Genomic DNA, 16912 nt, shown 5'->3' with positions numbered 1-16912 from the left:
CGTTCGTCGGTAGGTTCTACCCTGCGTGAGTCAGGATTCTCCCGGTCCATGATTGGGTTTGTCATGTTCGACCTCAGAGAGGGGGGTGACACCTCCGCAGCCGAGCGGTGTTCCCTGTGCATGAACATCCACACCCGGAGTCTCGAAGTCCGCCACGGTGATTCACTCGAACAGGGGCCCGCGCGACGGCCGAGCTTCACCTCGCTCTCCCTCGTCCTGTTCCTCGCCCTGGCCGGAGCCGTCAGTGGTTGCGGCGACGACGAAGAAGAACCCACGACGCTGCACGCGGACCTTCAAGCCATTCTCGAGGACGCCGTCGCCAAGGGCGTGACGCCTGGGGTCTCGCTGGCCGTTGCCTCGGACAAAGGCCCGATGTGGCTGGGTGTCGCTGGCGTCGCCGACGTCGAGCGGAATCAGCCCATGTCCGCGCAGCACCGCTTCCGTGCGGGCAGCATCCTCAAGAGCCTGATCGCCACCGCGGTGCTCCAGTCCGTTGAACGGCGCACGCTCGCGCTGGATGACACCCTGACGGAGCGACTGCCAGCGAGCGTGACGGACCGTATCGAGAATGCGGGGGCCATCACCGTGGCCATGCTGCTCGGTCACCGCTCGGGTATTCCGGAGTGGGTCACCGACGAGACGAACATGGCCATCATGGCGGACCCGGAGCACCGCTGGACGCTCGAGGAGATTCTCGGCATCTCCGGAGCGCGGCCCTCGGCGTTTCCTCCCGGTTCCCAGTATGGCTACTCGAACACCAACTACGTGCTCCTCGGCGAAATCCTCTCGGCCGCGGAAGGCCGGAGCTGGCGCGAGATTGTCCGAGAGCGGGTCATCGAGCGAGCGGGGCTTTCCCACACACGCGTGCCCGAGCCGGGAGACCTGGACTGCCCGGCGCCCTGCGCGCGTGGCTACGTTCCCTTCGACGGTGCGCTGGCGGACCTCACCGTCGTCGACCCGTCGATGGCTGGGGCTTCTGGCGGTCACGCCCTAGTGACCACCGTCTCCGACCTCCTCACCTTCTGGAAAAAGCTGCGCGCTGGTGCGCTCTTCGAGCGCAGGGAGACGCTGGAGGCCATGGTCGCGTTCCAATCGGCGCCCGACCCCGAGTCCCGACTGGTCGGCTACGGGCTCGGAGTGATGCGGCTCGAGTCCCAAGGCGTTGCCGCCGTCGGGCATCTGGGCGGCACGGCGGGCTACCAGAGCTTCATGCTCCATGTCCCCGCGACGGGCCGCTACGTCACGGGGAGCATCAATGTGATGGGAGACCTGGCCGCGGTGCTCGTGCCCATCCTGGACCGCGCGGGACGGCCCTGAGCCTCGAGCGAAGTGGGCCGGCCAGAGAGCCGCTGTTCAGGGGCCGGAAGCCTGGCGAGCCGCCCCCGTGGGTCGCGGTGCCTCCATGCGCTCCGCGCGAAACCGGCGCAGGCGTCGGCTGCTGACCAGCAATCCATCCACGCCTCCGGAGGCCGCCCGTGTGAAGGTCACCGCTCCGAGCGAGCCGATGAACCGGTCCCCACCCACGGGCTCCAGCACGACCTCGTCCCGACGGGGCCAGCGCACGGCCAGTTTTCCGTCCGCGATGCGCACCGTGTAGGTCATGGCGACCTCCTCGCCGCGATACTGGCCGACGAACGCCGCCAGGTCTGGGGGCGTGGGCATGGGCGCGCTCAGGCGGATGAAGTCCCTCGTCGTAGGCCAGGCATCCCGGATGCGCAGCTCGCGTGGGGCCTGGGGCTTTGGCGCCACGAAGCGCCAGACATGCGTCGACTCGCCCGGGCGGAACGCGCCATCGCCGATATGGACGAAGGCCTTGGGCATGCCGACCTCGCGCAGCGCTCCGTCCTTGACCTCCAGTCGCACGACTTCATCCGTCAGGGGACTCCAGTAGTTGCCGGCGAGCGCGGACAGCTCCGCCTCCGGAAATGCGACGGCGGGCGGCAGGGTGTCCTTCAGGAGGTCACCCAGATACACCTCGGCCACCTTCCACACGAGGTCCGTGACCGCAATCGAGCCGTTGTTGCACAACGCGACGATGGCCAGCCGTTGGTCGGGGAAGAGGACGGCCTCCGTGCGGAAGCCGGAACCCGTGCCGTCATGTCGCACCGTGCGCAGACCGCGATGCTCCGCCACATGCAAGCCACCGCCATAACGCGTCTCGGTGCCATTGTTCAGCTTGCCGGAGGTCTGCATCAGCGCCTTCAAGGCCGGCCCGCCGACGCGCCCATCGAGCAGGTTCTGCTCCCACTTCAGCAAATCACTGACAGTGGAGAGCAGATTGCTGGCGCCGTAGTGGTCGTTGTTGGGCATGCTGATTCCCCAGCCGCTCTCGCGGGGGAAGTAGCCCATGGCGCGCCTGGGAACGACCGCGTTGTGGTCTTCCTGGAACCCGGTGTCGGTCATTCCGAGCGGCTTGAAGAGCCGCTCGTCGGCGAATGCCCGCAGGGGCTTGCCGGAGACGCGGTGCACGATGACCGCCAGCAATGTGTACGCGGCATTGCCATACAGGATTTCCGTCCCCGGCTCGAAGTTCACACCGCGTTGCCGGGTCAGCACGTCGAGGATGTCCGCCTCGGTGTTCAGGTCGTCGCCGCGCAAGCCGGCAAGGCTCAGCAACTGACCCTGCTCGCGCAACCCGTTGGTGTGGTGCATCAGGTGCGCGATGGTGATGGTCTTGCCGTAGTCAGGTATCTCCGGCAGGTATTTGCGGATGTCGTCGTCCAGCGACAACTTGCCGTCTTGTGAGAGCAGCCCGATGGAGTACGCGGTGAACTGCTTGGTGACAGAGGCCAGATTGAAGACGGAGCGCGGCGTGATGGGGACGTCGTATTCCAGATTCGCCATGCCGTGGCCCCGCGCGTAGTCCACCACGCCGTCGCGAGAGACACCCACCGCGCAGCCGGGCGTGGCCTTGCCGCTCCATGGCGAGAAGATGGCGTCGACGCGTGAATGACGCTGGGCCCGAGAGCCCCGTGGCGTCTGGGCACTGGCGATGCTTCCGGGAAGGACCCACTGAACGACGAGGGCCAGCAGGAGTAGGGAACGGGGAAGTCGCATGCGAAGGAGGCTCCTCGAGCGGGACGTCGAGCCGCCCCGCGACGAGAGGGAGGATTCCCGAGCCCTCCGCCCCGCGCGGGGCATATCTGCGAAGCCCCGCCAGGCGTCGGTGAACCGCGCGTTTCAGGCGGTGAGCCGCCGGGCCCGCAGAGGCTCAGGGCCGTTCCGCGCGGCCCAGGACGGGGATGCGCACCGCGGCCAGGTCCCATCACGTTGATGCTCTTCGTGACGTAGCGGCCCGTCGCGGGGGCATGGAGCATGAATCTCTCGAGGACTTCGAAAGTCCGGGAATGGGTTGACATGCCCATGAAGCCCCGCGCGAATGCGGCCGTGTCACCTGTCCTGGCGCTCGAGGCGGCTTTCAGGCGTGGGATGGCGTGTCGAGGTCCCAGCGGCCCACGGTGCCGTCGGGCTCGCCCCTCGCCACCGCGTCGTCCTGTCTAGGTGGATGTACGTGAGCAGGGCAGCTCAATACCCAGACCCTCCGAGCAGGATATGCCATGATTGGCTTCCCTCTTCGTTTTCGACAGGGCGGGAGTCGTTGATAGCGAAGCACATCCAACACGAGGCCAGTTATAATGAAACTTTCTGCCTTACTTCTCGCAGTGTGCCATCTGCTTGTAATCAACACGGTTGGGTGTACAAAACAGGACCCTGCGGTGCCTGGTAGTCCTACATCAGAAGCACAGCCTGCTTTCTCCCCTCTCGTCGGGCCGTCCTTTCCTCGAGGTGAAGCGACCCGAGGCGGATACGTCGATGCTTCTGGCCATGAGCACCCGCCTTCCCTCAAGGAGAGCACCGACTCCTGGGTAGCGCTAGACTATCCTGGCTGCATCGATGACTACATCGACAACCACAGCATCACCTATCAAGGATTTTCTCTCGAATACACAACCTGCAACCCGGGCGCTCCACAGCCCAGCGCCATCCGCGTTGCCTGGACGCACGACACGCCCTCCGACATTGCCTTCAACGCCGCATCCAGCAGCAGTTACGGGAGGGTGAAACTCGTGGGCGGTATGCAACAGACTGTCCCTCTCGTCGTGACGCAGATTGGAACGTACACGCACCCCGGCTCAGGTATCGCGATGACCAGATACCGAGTCGAGTATACAGCCAGCATGGGCGGCGTGAACTACTGCACTGCCACCGACTTCTCCACCAACTACCGTCTCGCCACGGATTGCGTCGAGGCGCCCGTGGCCTATTCGGGTTCCAATACGTCTTCCCTGACACCGAAAACCTACAAGGTCTACCCCTACGTTGCCAGTGTCTCTCCCCTTGACTCGAGGGGGAGGGTGTTGACTGTATCCACGGGGACGCTGCCCTGCTCCGGCTGCCACGATCCCGAATTGGGCGACAGTCCCGAGAGCTTTTTCGAGTATCGGAAGCAGGGAACCACTGCATGGACCGTGGTTCGCCGCACGAATCCGTCCAACTTCAAGGTCCTTCTCGTCAGCGCTGGTACCTATGAGTACCGGTCCAGGGGCAAGCTGACGCTCGGTGGCACATACTCCGACTACACAGCGATCCAGACGGTGACCGTGCAACAGCCTGTCGAGGTCGTGGCGGGACTCAGCTATTCCCTGGCATTGCGAACAAATGGCACGGTCTGGACTTCGGGTGTTGGTCCGACTGGAGGGGGGACCTACACTCCCGGCCGGTTCATTCCAGTGCAGGTTCAGGGACTGAGCGGGATTGTGACCGTGGCCGCAGGTGGCTCTCATGCCGTGGCCGTGGATTCCAATGGCACGGTGTGGGCCTGGGGAGACAACACCTTCGGCCAGTTGGGAGATGCTACCTATACCGAGCGCGATACTCCGGTCCAGGTGCGAGACTTGACCGGAGTCGTGGCTGTCTCTGCTGGCAGCTACCACTCGCTGGCACTGCGCTCCGATGGCACCGTCTGGTCTTGGGGCGCGAACCCCTACGGGCAATTGGGGGATGGCTCTTTGTTGGGGCGTGCCGTGCCGGTGCAGGTACAGGGACTGAGCGACATCGTGGCCGCGTCCGCAGGCGGTTCTCACTCACTTGCCTTGCATGCGGATGGTCGCCTGTTCGCTTGGGGCTACAACAGCTCCGGCCAGTTGGGGGATGCCAGCACGACCCATCGTTCCTCGCCGGTTCTGGTGCAGACGGTGAGCGGTGTCGTGGCCATGGATGGAGGTAACTCACACTCCCTGGCCGTCCTCTCGAATGGCACGGTGTGGGCCTGGGGTAGTAACACCCAGGGCCAATTGGGGAATGGCTCCACGACCAACGAATCGTTGCCGCTACACGTGCCGGGGGTGGGTGATGTGAAGGCCGTATCCGCTGGCTTCGACGGCCACTCGCTGGCGGTAGATGCGAACGGTACCGCGTGGGCCTGGGGCAGCAACTCTGGTGGCCAGCTGGGAGATGGAACCACGACGAATCGCTCCACACCCGTGCAAGTGCAAGGCCTGACCAGTGCAGTTGCCATTTCGGCGGGTGGGTTCCATTCGTTGGCGGTGCGCTCCAACGGCACCGCCTGGGCCTGGGGGCGCAACTCCCAAGGAGAGCGCGCGGATGGGAGCTTCGGGTATCAAACCGTCCCGATGAGGTTCGAGGGACTGAGCAACGTGGAGGCCGTGGCCGCGAGTGGTGAGCACTCACTGGCGCTGCGCTCTGACGGCACTGTCTGGGGATGGGGCCAGAACAACCTTGGGCAGCTGGGGAATGGCACGACCTCGACAATCTCGCTGCTCACGCAGGTGCAAGGATTGTCCAACGTCGTTGCCATCGCCACCGGACCGCGACACTCGCTCGCGGTACGCACCGATGGCTCTATCTGGGCCTGGGGGGACAATTTCAGCGGACAATTGGGTGACGGCACCCTCACCAGTCGACTCACACCTGTTCCAGTACAGGGCTTTGGTGGCGCGTTGACCGTGGCCGCAGGCCATCTCCATTCGTTGGCGTTGTACTCCGATGGAATCATCAGGGCCTGGGGCTACAACTTCTTCGGGCAGTTGGGCGACGCCACCATCGTTTCGAGATCCATCCCTTCTCTCGTGAATGGGATGTATGGCTCGAGTGCCATCGCGGCGGGAACGAGCCACTCCATGGGCATACGGAGTCATGATCCCAGCGCCTGGACCTGGGGCGACAACGCCGCCGGTCAACTGGGCCGCAGCGACTCCAGCACGTACCGGTACGCGGGCCCAGTACCTGACCTGATCGGCGTACAGGCCGTAGCCGCGGGGTCTGACCACTCGATGGTTCTCCGCGATGACGGAAGCGTGTGGGCGTGGGGTGCCAACAGCAACGGTCAATTGGGAGATGGCACCTACAATGGCGCGTATTGGCCTGTGCAAGTCCAGGGACTGAGCGGCGTGAAGAGCGTGGCGGCCGGTGGCGAACAATCGGCGGCGATTCTGACCAACGGAACTTTCTGGACCTGGGGAGTGTTTGGCGGCCAAGGACAGCCATCCAATGTTCCGATGCAAGCTGGCACGCTGGATAGTGGGCGTAGTGTGGCCGTCGGTGGAGCCCACTTCGTGGGTCTGCGGCAGGATGGCACCGTCTGGGTCTGGGGAAGAAATGACTCCGGCCAGCTCGGGAGCGGCGTGCCGACGAGCGGTCTGACGGCTACCCCCTCGTTCTTGCTCTGAAAGGTGCCGGCCCCTCCGTCCGCGGGCACGGTTTCGACGGTGCGAGCATGTTCTTCGAGGAACATGCTCGCACCGTGGCTCTCCCGGAATCAGTACATCAGGAGTTGGACGGGCATGAGCGCGTCGAACGCGGTGCCGTCACCGAGTTGGCCGTCGCAGTTGTTGCCCCAGGCCATGGCCTGCACGCCTCCGGTGAGGCCGAGGACCTCGTCGGGCTGGAGGGGTTTCCCCAACGGCCGCGAATCATTGGGAGTCAAGGGGTGAGGTCGATGTCAGGCAAGCCCGTGAGGGTGTACTGAATTTCGACCGAGAGGAGGGCTGCGGCCACCGACACACAGAGGCCGAGTACGATGAAGCCCTTGCCCGCGAGCGCGCCTGACTTCGTGCCGACGCCGCGACGCCGGACCTGGACAGCGATGGCGACGAGGGTAGCGGCCAGTGAGACACCACGAACGTCAAGAGCACGAAGGTCGCTGCGTCGTCCATGTTCGTTGGGGCTCGGACCGCGCGGAAGGTTCGATCAACCTACGCTGGCGCGTGCATGCGGTCGACCGGACATGCGGACAGCGGCTGTTCGTTCTCCCGGCCCCATGACCCAACCTTCCTTTTGGATCCACGGGGCCGCGGTTGCCCGCATGCCATGGCTATTCCCCTCAGCGGCGCGGGGCGCGTGCGAGCTGCTGACGCAGGTGGGACTCTTCCACGAGCCCCCAACGTTCGAGCAGCCGGCCGTCGGCGGAGAAGCGCAGCAGGTCGAGGACGGTGTAGGCCACCGGGAGTCCCGTCGGCGCGAATCCCATGAAGGGTCCCAGGTGGGTGGCTCGGGTCAGGACGCGACAGGCGACCTTGTCACCCTCCGCGACCAGGTCCTCGAGCACGAAGCGAACGTCGGGAAACGCGGTCCGCAAGCCGGCGAAGGCCTCTTTAATGCCCTCGCGCCCGGGCTTCATGTCGGGGTCCGGATGATGGTCGATGGCGTCGTGCTGGATGACGTCATCCAGGAGGCTGAAGTCGCCGGAGTGGATGGCTTCTTCGAGCCGCGGGTAGAACCGGCGTGCGGCGTCCTTGGCGGAAATGAGCATCGGATGTCCTGGGAAGGAGCGTGGATGTGGGAGTCTCTCCATGGCTTCCGCGCGCGTCTTGCACGAATCGGACAGCGGCCGCGCGTCATGCCCGCTTGGCCGCTCCAGGGCGCGTGACGCGTCTATTCCCTTGAGGCAACACCACGCTCTTGGAATCGTATTCCTCCCATGTCCCTGCCGCTTCGCATCGAATGTGGTCCCTGTGTCCTGCGCCCCTGGCGACGCGGTGACGAGGCGTCCCTGGTTCAGCACGCCAACAACCGCGAGGTGTGGCGCAACCTCCGTGACCGGTTTCCCCACCCCTACACGGCCGAGGATGCCGCGGGGTGGGTGAGTTACGCGGGAGCGGTGCTGCCTCCCACGGACTTCGCCATCGAGGTGGACGGCGCCGCGGTGGGCTCCATGGGGCTGATTCCCGGCAAGGACATCGAGTGCTATTCGGCGGAGGTGGGGTACTGGCTCGGGCAGTCGCTGTGGGGCCGGGGAATCGTCAGCCGCGCGCTCGACGCGTTCTCTTCCTGGACCTTCGCGAACAGCGACTTCCTCCGCCTGTTCGCGCTGCCCTTCGCCGACAACGTCGCGTCGTGTCGGGTGCTGGAGAAGGCGGGCTTCCAGCGCGAGGGCCTGTTGCGGCGCAGCGCCGTCAAGGACGGCACCGTGCATGACCAGGCGCTCTACGCGCGCCTGCGCCCGATGGGGCCCTGAGCCCGCCCGCGGCTCAGGGGCTTTCGCTGCTCGGCGCAGGGGGGATGGCTTGAAGGCCACGCCCCTCAATAGTTCCAGGCGGTGCAGTCGGTCGTCGTGCGGGTGACGAACTCGGCCAGCGTGCGCAGGTTCCGCACGAACGTGCTCGTGTCGAGATAGTCACCCGGCGTGGCGCCACTTCGCGGACCGCTCGGGCTGTAGGTCGTGAGCCACTTCTCGTTGTTCACCGTCGCATCCACGGCCTGGGCCGTGTCGGCGCGGAGTTGCTGGCACGAGCGCTTCATCACCGTCGTGTCGCTCGCCAGCCGGTTGTACTCCGCGCGGAGGGCGACGAGCTGGGACGGACCCTCCCACCCATAGTTCTGGTAGGTCGGCGGGGCCTGGGAGAACCGCACAGGGTAGCCGCCGGGCTTCACCGTGAAGAAGCCCGTGTTCGCCGGAGCGGTGTCATCCAGTTCGATGTAGCGGTGGATGAGTGTGTCGTTCGCATGGTCGACGGTCTCCAGGTACGCGAGCGCGGTGCCGACCGCGTCGCGGTTCGCCGGCACACTGGGGTCGAGCTGGTAGAGACGAAGCAGCGCCCACATGGCGTCCTGACTCTCCTGACCGGCGATGGCTGGAACCTCCCAGTTGCGCGCCCAGCGCGGCTGCATCTGGATGTCATATTGCTGCGCCCAGGCGGGCTGGGGCTGGGGCATCTGCGCCCGGCGAAGGAATCCCCCGAACGCGGTGCGCATGCCCTGATAGGTCGTGGCCTGCGCGGGATAGATTTCCTGGGCCCAGTTCAGCATCTCCACGAAGGCCGTCGCGAGGTTGTCGTTCAGGGTCGGGTCATCCCAGTACTCGTGGGTGTAGGTATTCGCATAACAGTTCGCGAGGCCACACGAGGTCCCGATGGAGGGCGGGTAGCTGGCCGTGAGCGCCGGCCGCGCGGCGACGGGACCGGTGAAGCCCTGGGGGAAGCCGCCATTCGTCGGGAACTGCGAGGTCTCCACCCGCGTGCGGGCATAGGACGAGGCGTCGGAGATATCCGTGTGCGCGAACCCGAGGAGCTGGTCGGCGCGCATCATCGCGATGAGCGCGTTCTGGGTGGTCTGGTCGTCGTAGGTCGTCGTCGTACAGCCGCCGCAGCTACAGCTCGCCGTGGTGTGGCGGTAGCACGCCTTCAGCGTCGGCGTCGCCTTGAAGTCCGCGTAGAGCCGCCAGCCTCCCGACTTCACCTGCCCATGACGCAGCGCCATCGCCGCATCCGTCGCATACGTCTTGAGCGCGGGTGTGGCCGGGTCGGCGAGGGCCGCTTCGACGAACGCAATCACCACGTCCGACGTGCCGGGCGACTGAATCATGATCTGCTCTTCGTCGAGCTGGATGTCGCCCCAGCGCTCGCTCAGGTTGTTGGCATTGTGATGCCACGCATAGCCGCCCTGACGTGCCACCTGGTCATGGAAGTACTTCGCCGCGTTCCGCATCCGGCCGAGCGCCTTCGCGCGGAGCGGAGTCGTGGCCGCCCGCGCCGCCTCGCCAGTCCGGGTGCCCTCGTCATCGGGTTCGGAGGCCATGGGCGCGCAGGCGAACGTCGAGAGCAGCGGAAAGAGCACGAGCACAATGGGTCTTCGCATGCGCGCTACGCTAGCAAGCAGGTGGCGCGTGTGCAGCGTCGCCACCAGACGCCGGGTCCTGAGTGGGGCGTCGCGGCCCGTCTCCAACAACCCCTGGAGGTGGTGGGGTACCGCGCAGGCGACGAACGAGGATGAACCCCAGCGAGAGGGCCGCCACGGTGAAGCCCACGAGTCGCAGGTGTGTCCCGATGACTCCAGCCACGCCGACCGTCACCCCGAGCAGCGACAGGTACGCGGCAATGCACAGGGGGCACTTCGGGATGAGCGCGGCCAGCAGCCCCAGGGCCAGCGACACGCCCGGCGCGACCACCGCCGGGCGGCGTGTCAACGGGTCAGCGGCCATACTGGTCTCTCAGTCGCACCCACTGCATCGGCCAAGGCAGTCCGTCCTCGTCACGGCCCTTCGAGACGAGGTCGAGGACCTGGTAGGCCGTGTTGATGACCTCGATGCCTCGTCCGTAGGTCCCGTAGGTGTGGAAGACGTCGCCGCGCTCGTCCTTCGCGAAGGCGCTGATGCCGGGCATGTCTGAGTTGGACTCCCGTAGCGGTCCGTAGTTGTAGACGGCTTCGCCGCGCTCCCGTTCGTCCGGGTGGAACGACACGTTGAAGTCGAAGTTGAAGGTGTTGGCCTGGGATGACAGCCACTTGAAGCGCCAGCCCATTCGCTGCTGGAACGCCTGCAGCTTGGGCAGTGCCGCGCGGGAGATGGCGACGAAGCTCACGTCCCGCTGGGCCAGGTGCTCGATGACTCCGTTGAAGGAGTCCGCCCAGAACGAACAGTTCTTGCAGCCCGCCTCCCACTCTGGCGCGAACATGAAGTGATAGACGACCAGCTGGCTTCGGCCCGCGAAGAGCTGCGCCAGCGTCTCCTGACCGTCGGGGCCGTCGAACACATAGGGCTCGGCCACGCGCAGCCAGGGGAGGGCGCGGCGTGTGGCGCTCAGCTCATCGTGCATGCGCATGAGGGCCTTCTCCCTCGCCAGCAGTTCCTTGCGTGCGGCGAGCCACTCGCTCTTCGATTCCGTCATGACGGGTGTCACGTGATTCCTCCACGGGGATTGGGGACTCCAGACGTAATGGGTGGCGGGCGTGGGGCGGGAGTAACAAAGGCGACGGGCTTCCCAACGCAGGTGGGGTGCTGGAGGATGCGCGGCATGGATGTGCTGGTCACCGTGGCGGCTCGGGCGCTTCGTGAGGGAGACCCACTCGGTGCGCTTCAACGCGTGGCGCTCCGAGAGGACGCTCCGGCGTTGGCCCTGAGAGGGGTCGCGATGGCGCAGCTGGGCGAGTTCCCCAGGGCCCTGCATCTGTTGAAGCGTGCCGCGCGCGCCTATGGCTCCGGGGACGTCCTCGCGCGGGCGCGCTGCGGTGTCGCGGAGGCGGAGGTGGCGCTCGCATCCCGCGACTTCGAAGGCGCGGAGCTCGTGCTCGTCGAGGCGCTGCGAACCTTCGAACTCCATGGCGACTCCGAGAACGCGCGCTACACGCGCCTGTTGCAGGCACGGCATGCCCTGGTGCTGGGACGTGTCGATGCGGCCGAGCGGTTGCTGGCCGAGCTCGACCCGCGCGATGCGCCCGCGATGCATTCGACGCTCGCGCGGCTGCTGTCGTTCGAGGTGGCGTTGCGCCGGGGGGAGATTCGCTCCGCCCGCACCGCTCTCGAACACGCACGCGTCGCCGCCCGGAACGCGCGCATCCCCGCGCTGGGCGCCGAGGTCGAGCATGCGGCCCGGGTCCTGAGCATCCCCGCCGCGCGAGTCGTCGTTCGGGGCGAGGCGCGGCCTGTCTTGCTCGACGAGGTCGAGTCCCTGCTCGGCTCGGAGCACCTCGTCGTTGACGCCTGTCGTCGCGCGTTCCGTTCGGGCTCGCGGGTCGTGTCGCTGTCCACGCGCCCCGTGTTGTTCGCGCTCCTGCGGGTGCTGGCCGAGGCCTGGCCGGGTGACGCCTCACGCGATGCGCTCGTCTGGCACGTGTTCGGAGCGCGGCGGGTGAATGCCTCGCATCGCGCGCGGCTGCGCGTGGAGCTGGGTCGTCTGCGCACGCAGTCGCGCGACCTGGTGGACATCCAGGCGACCCCGCGCGGCTTCGTCCTGGTTCCCCGTCGTCCGGTGGAGGTCCGGGTCCTCACGCCGCCCGTCGAGGGGGCGGACGGGGCCGTGTTGGCGCTGCTCGCGGACGGTGAGCACTGGTCGACCTCCGCGCTCGCGCTCGCGCTGGGGGCAAGTCAGCGCACGGTGCAGCGCGCGCTCGCCACGCTGGAAGAGGCCGGACAGGTCCAGGTGCTGGGGCGTGGCCGCGCGAGACGCTGGGTGGCTCCCCCGGTCAGCGGCTTCACGACGACCTTGTTACTCCCCACCTCGGGTTTCCCTGGGTAGAGCGGACCACGGGACATCGGAAGGAGCGCGGACATGGACAAGACTCGGAGCGAGGTGGAGGAGACACAGCCAGCGGAGGTCGTCCGTGAGTACGGCCCGTTCGAGGGCGCCTCGCGCGTCCACGGCGTGACGTTCGACGGCGCACAGGTCTGGTTCGCTGGCGGCGAAACGCTTCATGCCTTCGACCCGGCGAGTGGTGAACCCGTGCGCACCCTGGCCGTCGCGTGTGACGCGGGGACCGCCTTCGATGGGCGGTATCTGTTTCAGCTCGGCGGAGGGCTCATCCGGAAGATCGACCCCGAGACGGGACAGGTGTTGAAGACGCTCCCGGCTCCGGGCAATGGCAGTGACTCGGGGCTCACCTGGGCCGAGGGCTCGCTGTGGGTGGGCGAGTACCGCGGCCGGAGAATCCATCGAATCGACCCCGAGACGGGCGCCATCCTGCGCACCATTGAGTCCAACCGCTTTGTCACGGGCGTGACGTGGGCGGAAGGCGAGCTGTGGCACGGCACCCTGGAAGACGGCGCGAGTGACATCCGGCGACTCGACCCGGCTGACGGCCGCGTGCTCGTCAGGCTCACGTTGCCCGAGGGGATGAGCGTCACGGGGCTCGAGGCCGACAAGGGCGACCTCTTCTACGCGGGCGGCGGCGCGAGCGGGAAGGTGCGCGCCGTGAGGCGGCCCCGACGCTCCCGCCGCTGATGAGAGGACCCGCCGCCGCGGCGCGACGGCGGCGGGGTCCTCCATCGCAGGCAGCAGACATCAACTCCGCCGCGAACGGGGCCCTTGGGCCTCGGGGAGCTGGTAGCCCACTAGCGCATGGCCTGAACCCTCTCACGCGACAGCGACCTTGACGCTCACCGTCGCAGCCCTCTTCCCTCGCGTCAGTCCCTGCGGTCCAGGCGGCGGTACTCGACGATGCTCGGTGGGTACTCGGTCCAGAAGCGCAGCATCCCGTCGTGCCCCATCACCGTCTCCTGCTTGCCTTGTGCATCCGCGTCCGAGACCGCGAGCGAGAAGCTGGCGGCCACGAGGGGTTCGCTGACGCCGAGCTCCGCCAACGGCAGTGTGAGCGTCACCTCGTAGCCACGGGGACGCTTGCGCCAGGCGCCCTGGATGGACGGAAGCCCCGGGTGCGCATCTCTCGTCCAGTCACGCGCCTCGACCTTTCCTCCGGCCCCGAGCAGGACCCCCAGCTTGAAATCTTCAGAGCGCGGGCCAGAAGATCGCACCTGCCACACGGTGAGCTCGAGGTGGTCTGAATGCAGCCCCTCGCCACTCCCCAAGGGGGCCACCTTGTCATCATGTACCTCGACGTGGAGGGAGAGCGCTCCGCCCACGCGCGCCAGGCGCCACGCGAACGCCAGGTCCGCCGCGTCCTTCCAGCCCTCGAGCCCCCAGGAGATATGCGCCTGCGTGTAGGCCTGGACCGTGGGAGCCAATGCCAGCGCGTCCTCGGCGGACCGTGCGAACCTCACGGGGTAGGGATGGCTCCCATTGACGACCGCTCCCGCGGTGCTGGCGAACGCCATGTATCCCGGCCGTTCCCGGGAGAACGTCTCTAGCTCCACCGTCGAGCCGCGCACGCCCATGGGGCCCCAGAACAGATAGAACGTCGGCTCCACCAGGACGGAGGTCGCCCAGTCTTCGGACGCCACCAGGTGGAGCTCCTTCCCCTTGACGACGAGGACACAGAACGGCCCCTTGAGGCGGCCGTCCGACATCAAGGACGCATCCTCGGGCACGGCATCGGGAGCGGGATCGGGCTTGAACCCCGTGAGCAGCAGCAGGCACGTCCCATCCCGACAGACGTACTCCAGCGGATTGAAACGCACGCCCATGGGACACAGGGCGCGGGCCCGAGAGAGGAGTTCGTCACTCACCGCCCGAGGCTTGGGGGGCTTCGGGCTCACTGGCGCGTTCACGACCCGAGCGCTGGACTTCGTCCACTTCGGCTCCTGGCTGGGCACAGCGATGAAGCGCGCCCCATCCCGTGACACCTTCATGACCCGCCGGTACACCTGTTTCTGGGCCAGGCCGTAGTCGACGAAGGTGTAGGGCAGCCGGTTCTTGCTCGAGGTCACGACCTCGACATGCTCCGGGTCGAGGAACCTCACGGTGTTCGCTGGGGCGTGTTCGAGGCGATAGGTTGCCCCCAGGACCTCCCCCTGGAGGTCCGACAGCATCAGTGTCTCGAGCGCGCAGTACCCGCTGGAGCAGGAACCCAAGTCATCGATGAGGTGCCACAAACAAAAGGGACCTTCGCAGGCGAGGCGCTTCAGCGTGCTCCCCCTACCCCAATCCTTCAGGAGCTTCTCGTCCAGGACCGTGCCTTTCGGGAAGGGGGCCTTGTCTGGAGACGCCAGGGCCGCGGTGCTCCCGAGCCCCAGACAGAGCGCCAGGGCGAGGACGCCGCGACGACCGGCGGCGCCCTCGCCCATCGGGAAGGTTCGTGGGCCCGAAAAAAGGGGCGCGCGGCGTGGGTCATTCATCGGTTGACCTTCATGCACCGCGAGTTTGCAGACGGCATGCCATGGTTTGCCCCCATGCCGGCCCCATTCACACGGCCCCACTGCGGCGAGAACGCGGCTCCGGAACCGCGCGACGAGGGCCTCCAGACCCACCCGGGATGAAAAGCCACATGGGTTTCGATACGGTGCCTCGCGCCGCTCGGGTCGCGCGGGGGCGCGAGCATGAACGGGTTGATGGGGATGGCCGCGCGGAGCTGTCGGGCTCTACAGCCGCGTGACGCGCTTGAGCGCCTTGGTGTTGCCCTCGCCGAGCGAGAAGAAGGCGCTGCCATCTGGAGCGAAGGTGAGTGCCTCCGAATAGCCGGGGTTCGTCACCTCGCACCGGGTCCCCAGCAGCGCCGCCGGGACGCTCTGCCCCGCCTGTCGCTTCCATAGGAAGGTGTGCGTATAGGTCTTGATGAGAATCTCCCCGCCGTCAGGGGAGATGGCGCCCCCTGTCACCACGCGGTCCTCCTCCGCCGTCGAGCCCGGCAGGAAGTCGAGCTCCGCCACCAGCTCCAGCGTCCGGGACACGCCCGGCGCGTTCAGCGGCACGGCATAGCGGTACACCTGCGAGTGTCCCGACGGCGCCTTGGTCACGATGTAGATGTCGCCCTGGGAGTCCACGAACATCGCCTCCGCGTTGGGCGCCACGCCGCCTGGATAGGTGAACGGGAAGCGCTCCACGCCACTCACGGGCACCGTCACGGGCGCCTGGGCCACGCTGACGGTCGGCTCGGGGAATCGCACGACTTCCCGCACGCTCGGCAGGCCATTGTTGTCACCGATGCGGCCCACGTAGACGTAGTCCACGCCGCTCACGGGGCCGGGGCCCATGGCCATGTCCTCCCAATCCAGGTTCGGGTTGCTCGACAGGGTGTAGGTGCCCAGGAAATGGCCGTCCACGGCGCTCAGCGCGTAGACATGCTCGACGCAGTTGCCGCCGCTGGCGCCACACCGGTCATTGTGCGTCCAGACGACCTGGGCGTTGGCCCTGCTGGCCGCGAGCCCCGAGGCATCGGTGAGGATGGCGATGTTGTGGGGCGTCAGATTGACCGGCGCGCCGAAGGTCGGGCACTGCGGCGTGCTCGCCGCGGGCGTGGCAGTGATGGGCGTCGCATAGCCCGAGGCATTGCCGGAGAGGTCCTCGGCCTTCACCATCAGCTCGTAGGTCGTGCCATTCACCAGCCCCGTGAGCGTCACCAGGGGCTGGGTGAGGCTGTAGCGGTAGCTGTAGGTCGCTGCCCCCGCGGCGCGGTACTTCACCGTGTACCGCCGGAAGTCCGGCTCGGTGTTGGCGCTCCAGGTCAGTCCGAGCACGGTGTCGCCTGGAGTCGCCACGAGTTGTCCTGGCACCACGGGAGGTGTCACGTCCGGCCCGGTGGGCGTAGGCGTGGCGTTCACCGCCGCGCAGTACGCCGAGGCATTGCCCGAGGTGTCCTGGGCCTTCACTTCGAAGGCATAGGTCACTCCATTCACCAGCCCCGGGAGCGTCAGGGGCGGCGCGCCCACTCCCCACTTGTAGGACGGCGTCGTCTGTCCCACGACGCGGTAGCGGACCGCATAGTCCTTGAGGTCCGCCGCGGGGCTCGGGTCCCACGACAGGATGACACCGCTGTTCGCCGCGAGGATGCTCAAGCCCGTGGGGACGGGCGGAGCTTCGGTGTCCGCCAGGGGACTCGACACACGGGCGGCTTCTGGCAGCGCTTCTTCCTCGCCAGGCACGGATGAGACGCCGCACCCCACGCAGAGGCTCAACAGAAGACTGCACAAGCCGGCGAAAGGCATGAGTACACGACGCGTCACGGTGACCTCCTGAAATGTCATTCCATGGATGGAAACACGCCGCAGCCTAAGGCCCCGCACCCGGGGCAACAATGAAGACAGGCTTCACGTGTCCATCCAGGTCAAAGTTTGACCTTCGCAATGAAA

At 66.8% G+C, this 16912-nt stretch carries 13 protein-coding genes; 5 read left to right on the top strand and 8 right to left on the bottom strand.

Annotated features, from left to right (window positions below):
* Positions 1-63 precede the first annotated feature (63 nt).
* Entirely contained in the window at positions 64-1317 is a 1254-nt protein-coding gene (locus tag HUA76_RS29930) for a serine hydrolase (protein WP_217440408.1), read from the top strand.
* 36 nt (positions 1318-1353) lie between these two features.
* Here the strand turns inward: HUA76_RS29930 and HUA76_RS29925 are convergent, their stop codons facing one another.
* Positions 1354-3057 carry a serine hydrolase gene (locus tag HUA76_RS29925; protein ID WP_174462755.1) on the bottom strand — a complete coding sequence of 568 codons (1704 nt, stop codon included), beginning with the start codon at positions 3055-3057 and terminating at the stop codon, positions 1354-1356.
* Between the two features lie 1121 nt (positions 3058-4178).
* On the opposite strand from HUA76_RS29925, the gene HUA76_RS29920 reads away from it, so the two are divergent.
* On the top strand, positions 4179-6689 hold the full coding sequence (locus HUA76_RS29920) for an RCC1 domain-containing protein (RefSeq protein ID WP_174462853.1): 2511 nt from the start codon (positions 4179-4181) through the stop codon (positions 6687-6689).
* 89 nt (positions 6690-6778) lie between these two features.
* On the opposite strand, the gene HUA76_RS29915 is transcribed toward HUA76_RS29920, so the two are convergent.
* Both HUA76_RS29915 and HUA76_RS29910 read right to left on the bottom strand, forming a co-directional pair.
* Positions 6779-6922, bottom strand: coding sequence for a hypothetical protein (locus HUA76_RS29915; RefSeq protein WP_174462754.1), 144 nt, complete (start codon positions 6920-6922; stop codon positions 6779-6781).
* 420 nt (positions 6923-7342) lie between these two features.
* Positions 7343-7771, bottom strand: coding sequence for an ester cyclase (locus HUA76_RS29910; RefSeq protein ID WP_174462753.1), 429 nt, complete (start codon positions 7769-7771; stop codon positions 7343-7345).
* Between the two features lie 168 nt (positions 7772-7939).
* Here HUA76_RS29910 and HUA76_RS29905 point away from each other — a divergent pair, with 168 nt between their 5' ends.
* Positions 7940-8476, top strand: a complete 537-nt coding sequence (locus HUA76_RS29905; RefSeq protein WP_174462752.1) for a GNAT family N-acetyltransferase — start codon at positions 7940-7942, stop codon at positions 8474-8476.
* Positions 8477-8541: 65 nt separating this feature from the next.
* Here the strand turns inward: HUA76_RS29905 and HUA76_RS29900 are convergent, their stop codons facing one another.
* From HUA76_RS29900 to HUA76_RS29890, 3 genes are read right to left on the bottom strand one after another with little or no spacing between them, the layout of a single operon-like run.
* The gene (locus tag HUA76_RS29900) at positions 8542-10095 is read right to left on the bottom strand and encodes a hypothetical protein (RefSeq protein ID WP_174462751.1); all 1554 of its coding nucleotides are present in this window, start codon (positions 10093-10095) and stop codon (positions 8542-8544) included.
* Between the two features lie 10 nt (positions 10096-10105).
* Positions 10106-10438, bottom strand: coding sequence for a hypothetical protein (locus tag HUA76_RS29895; RefSeq protein WP_174462750.1), 333 nt, complete (start codon positions 10436-10438; stop codon positions 10106-10108).
* Complete coding sequence (locus HUA76_RS29890; RefSeq protein ID WP_174462749.1) at positions 10428-11123, bottom strand: thioredoxin family protein; 696 nt, start codon at positions 11121-11123, stop codon at positions 10428-10430. Before HUA76_RS29890 ends, HUA76_RS29895 begins: the two co-directional genes overlap by 11 nt.
* A 126-nt stretch (positions 11124-11249) precedes the next feature.
* On the opposite strand from HUA76_RS29890, the gene HUA76_RS29885 reads away from it, so the two are divergent.
* Both HUA76_RS29885 and HUA76_RS29880 read left to right on the top strand, forming a co-directional pair.
* On the top strand, positions 11250-12470 hold the full coding sequence (locus tag HUA76_RS29885) for an HTH domain-containing protein (RefSeq protein WP_174456423.1): 1221 nt from the start codon (positions 11250-11252) through the stop codon (positions 12468-12470).
* A 33-nt stretch (positions 12471-12503) separates the two neighbouring features.
* Entirely contained in the window at positions 12504-13172 is a 669-nt protein-coding gene (locus tag HUA76_RS29880) for a PQQ-binding-like beta-propeller repeat protein (RefSeq protein ID WP_174456422.1), read from the top strand.
* 182 nt (positions 13173-13354) lie between these two features.
* Here HUA76_RS29880 and HUA76_RS29875 read toward each other — a convergent pair whose 3' ends face one another.
* Together HUA76_RS29875 and HUA76_RS29870 are read right to left on the bottom strand one after the other, a co-directional pair.
* Entirely contained in the window at positions 13355-14962 is a 1608-nt protein-coding gene (locus HUA76_RS29875) for a hypothetical protein (protein ID WP_174462748.1), read from the bottom strand.
* Positions 14963-15205: 243 nt separating this feature from the next.
* Entirely contained in the window at positions 15206-16786 is a 1581-nt protein-coding gene (locus HUA76_RS29870) for a fibronectin type III domain-containing protein (protein ID WP_174462747.1), read from the bottom strand.
* Positions 16787-16912: the final 126 nt, after the last annotated feature.

It is taken from the genome of Myxococcus sp. CA056, from assembly GCF_013336715.1.
Taxonomy (GTDB): domain Bacteria; phylum Myxococcota; class Myxococcia; order Myxococcales; family Myxococcaceae; genus Myxococcus; species Myxococcus llanfairpwllgwyngyllgogerychwyrndrobwllllantysiliogogogochensis.
The sequence above is the reverse complement of the archived record's forward strand: the minus strand, read 5'-3'. Positions and strand labels throughout refer to the sequence as shown.

Bases quoted from the DNA above. Each gene is read 5' to 3' on its own strand.
- HUA76_RS29930 (WP_217440408.1), top strand. From the start codon at position 64: ATGTTCGACCTCAGAGAGGGGGGTGACACCTCCGCAGCCGAGCGGTGT.
- HUA76_RS29925 (WP_174462755.1), bottom strand. From the start codon at position 3,057: ATGCGACTTCCCCGTTCCCTACTCCTGCTGGCCCTCGTCGTTCAGTGG.
- HUA76_RS29920 (WP_174462853.1), top strand. From the start codon at position 4,179: ATGGGCGGCGTGAACTACTGCACTGCCACCGACTTCTCCACCAACTAC.
- HUA76_RS29910 (WP_174462753.1), bottom strand. From the start codon at position 7,771: ATGCTCATTTCCGCCAAGGACGCCGCACGCCGGTTCTACCCGCGGCTC.
- HUA76_RS29905 (WP_174462752.1), top strand. From the start codon at position 7,940: ATGTCCCTGCCGCTTCGCATCGAATGTGGTCCCTGTGTCCTGCGCCCC.
- HUA76_RS29900 (WP_174462751.1), bottom strand. From the start codon at position 10,095: ATGCGAAGACCCATTGTGCTCGTGCTCTTTCCGCTGCTCTCGACGTTC.
- HUA76_RS29895 (WP_174462750.1), bottom strand. From the start codon at position 10,438: ATGGCCGCTGACCCGTTGACACGCCGCCCGGCGGTGGTCGCGCCGGGC.
- HUA76_RS29890 (WP_174462749.1), bottom strand. From the start codon at position 11,123: ATGACGGAATCGAAGAGCGAGTGGCTCGCCGCACGCAAGGAACTGCTG.
- HUA76_RS29885 (WP_174456423.1), top strand. From the start codon at position 11,250: ATGGATGTGCTGGTCACCGTGGCGGCTCGGGCGCTTCGTGAGGGAGAC.
- HUA76_RS29880 (WP_174456422.1), top strand. From the start codon at position 12,504: ATGGACAAGACTCGGAGCGAGGTGGAGGAGACACAGCCAGCGGAGGTC.
- HUA76_RS29875 (WP_174462748.1), bottom strand. From the start codon at position 14,962: ATGAATGACCCACGCCGCGCGCCCCTTTTTTCGGGCCCACGAACCTTC.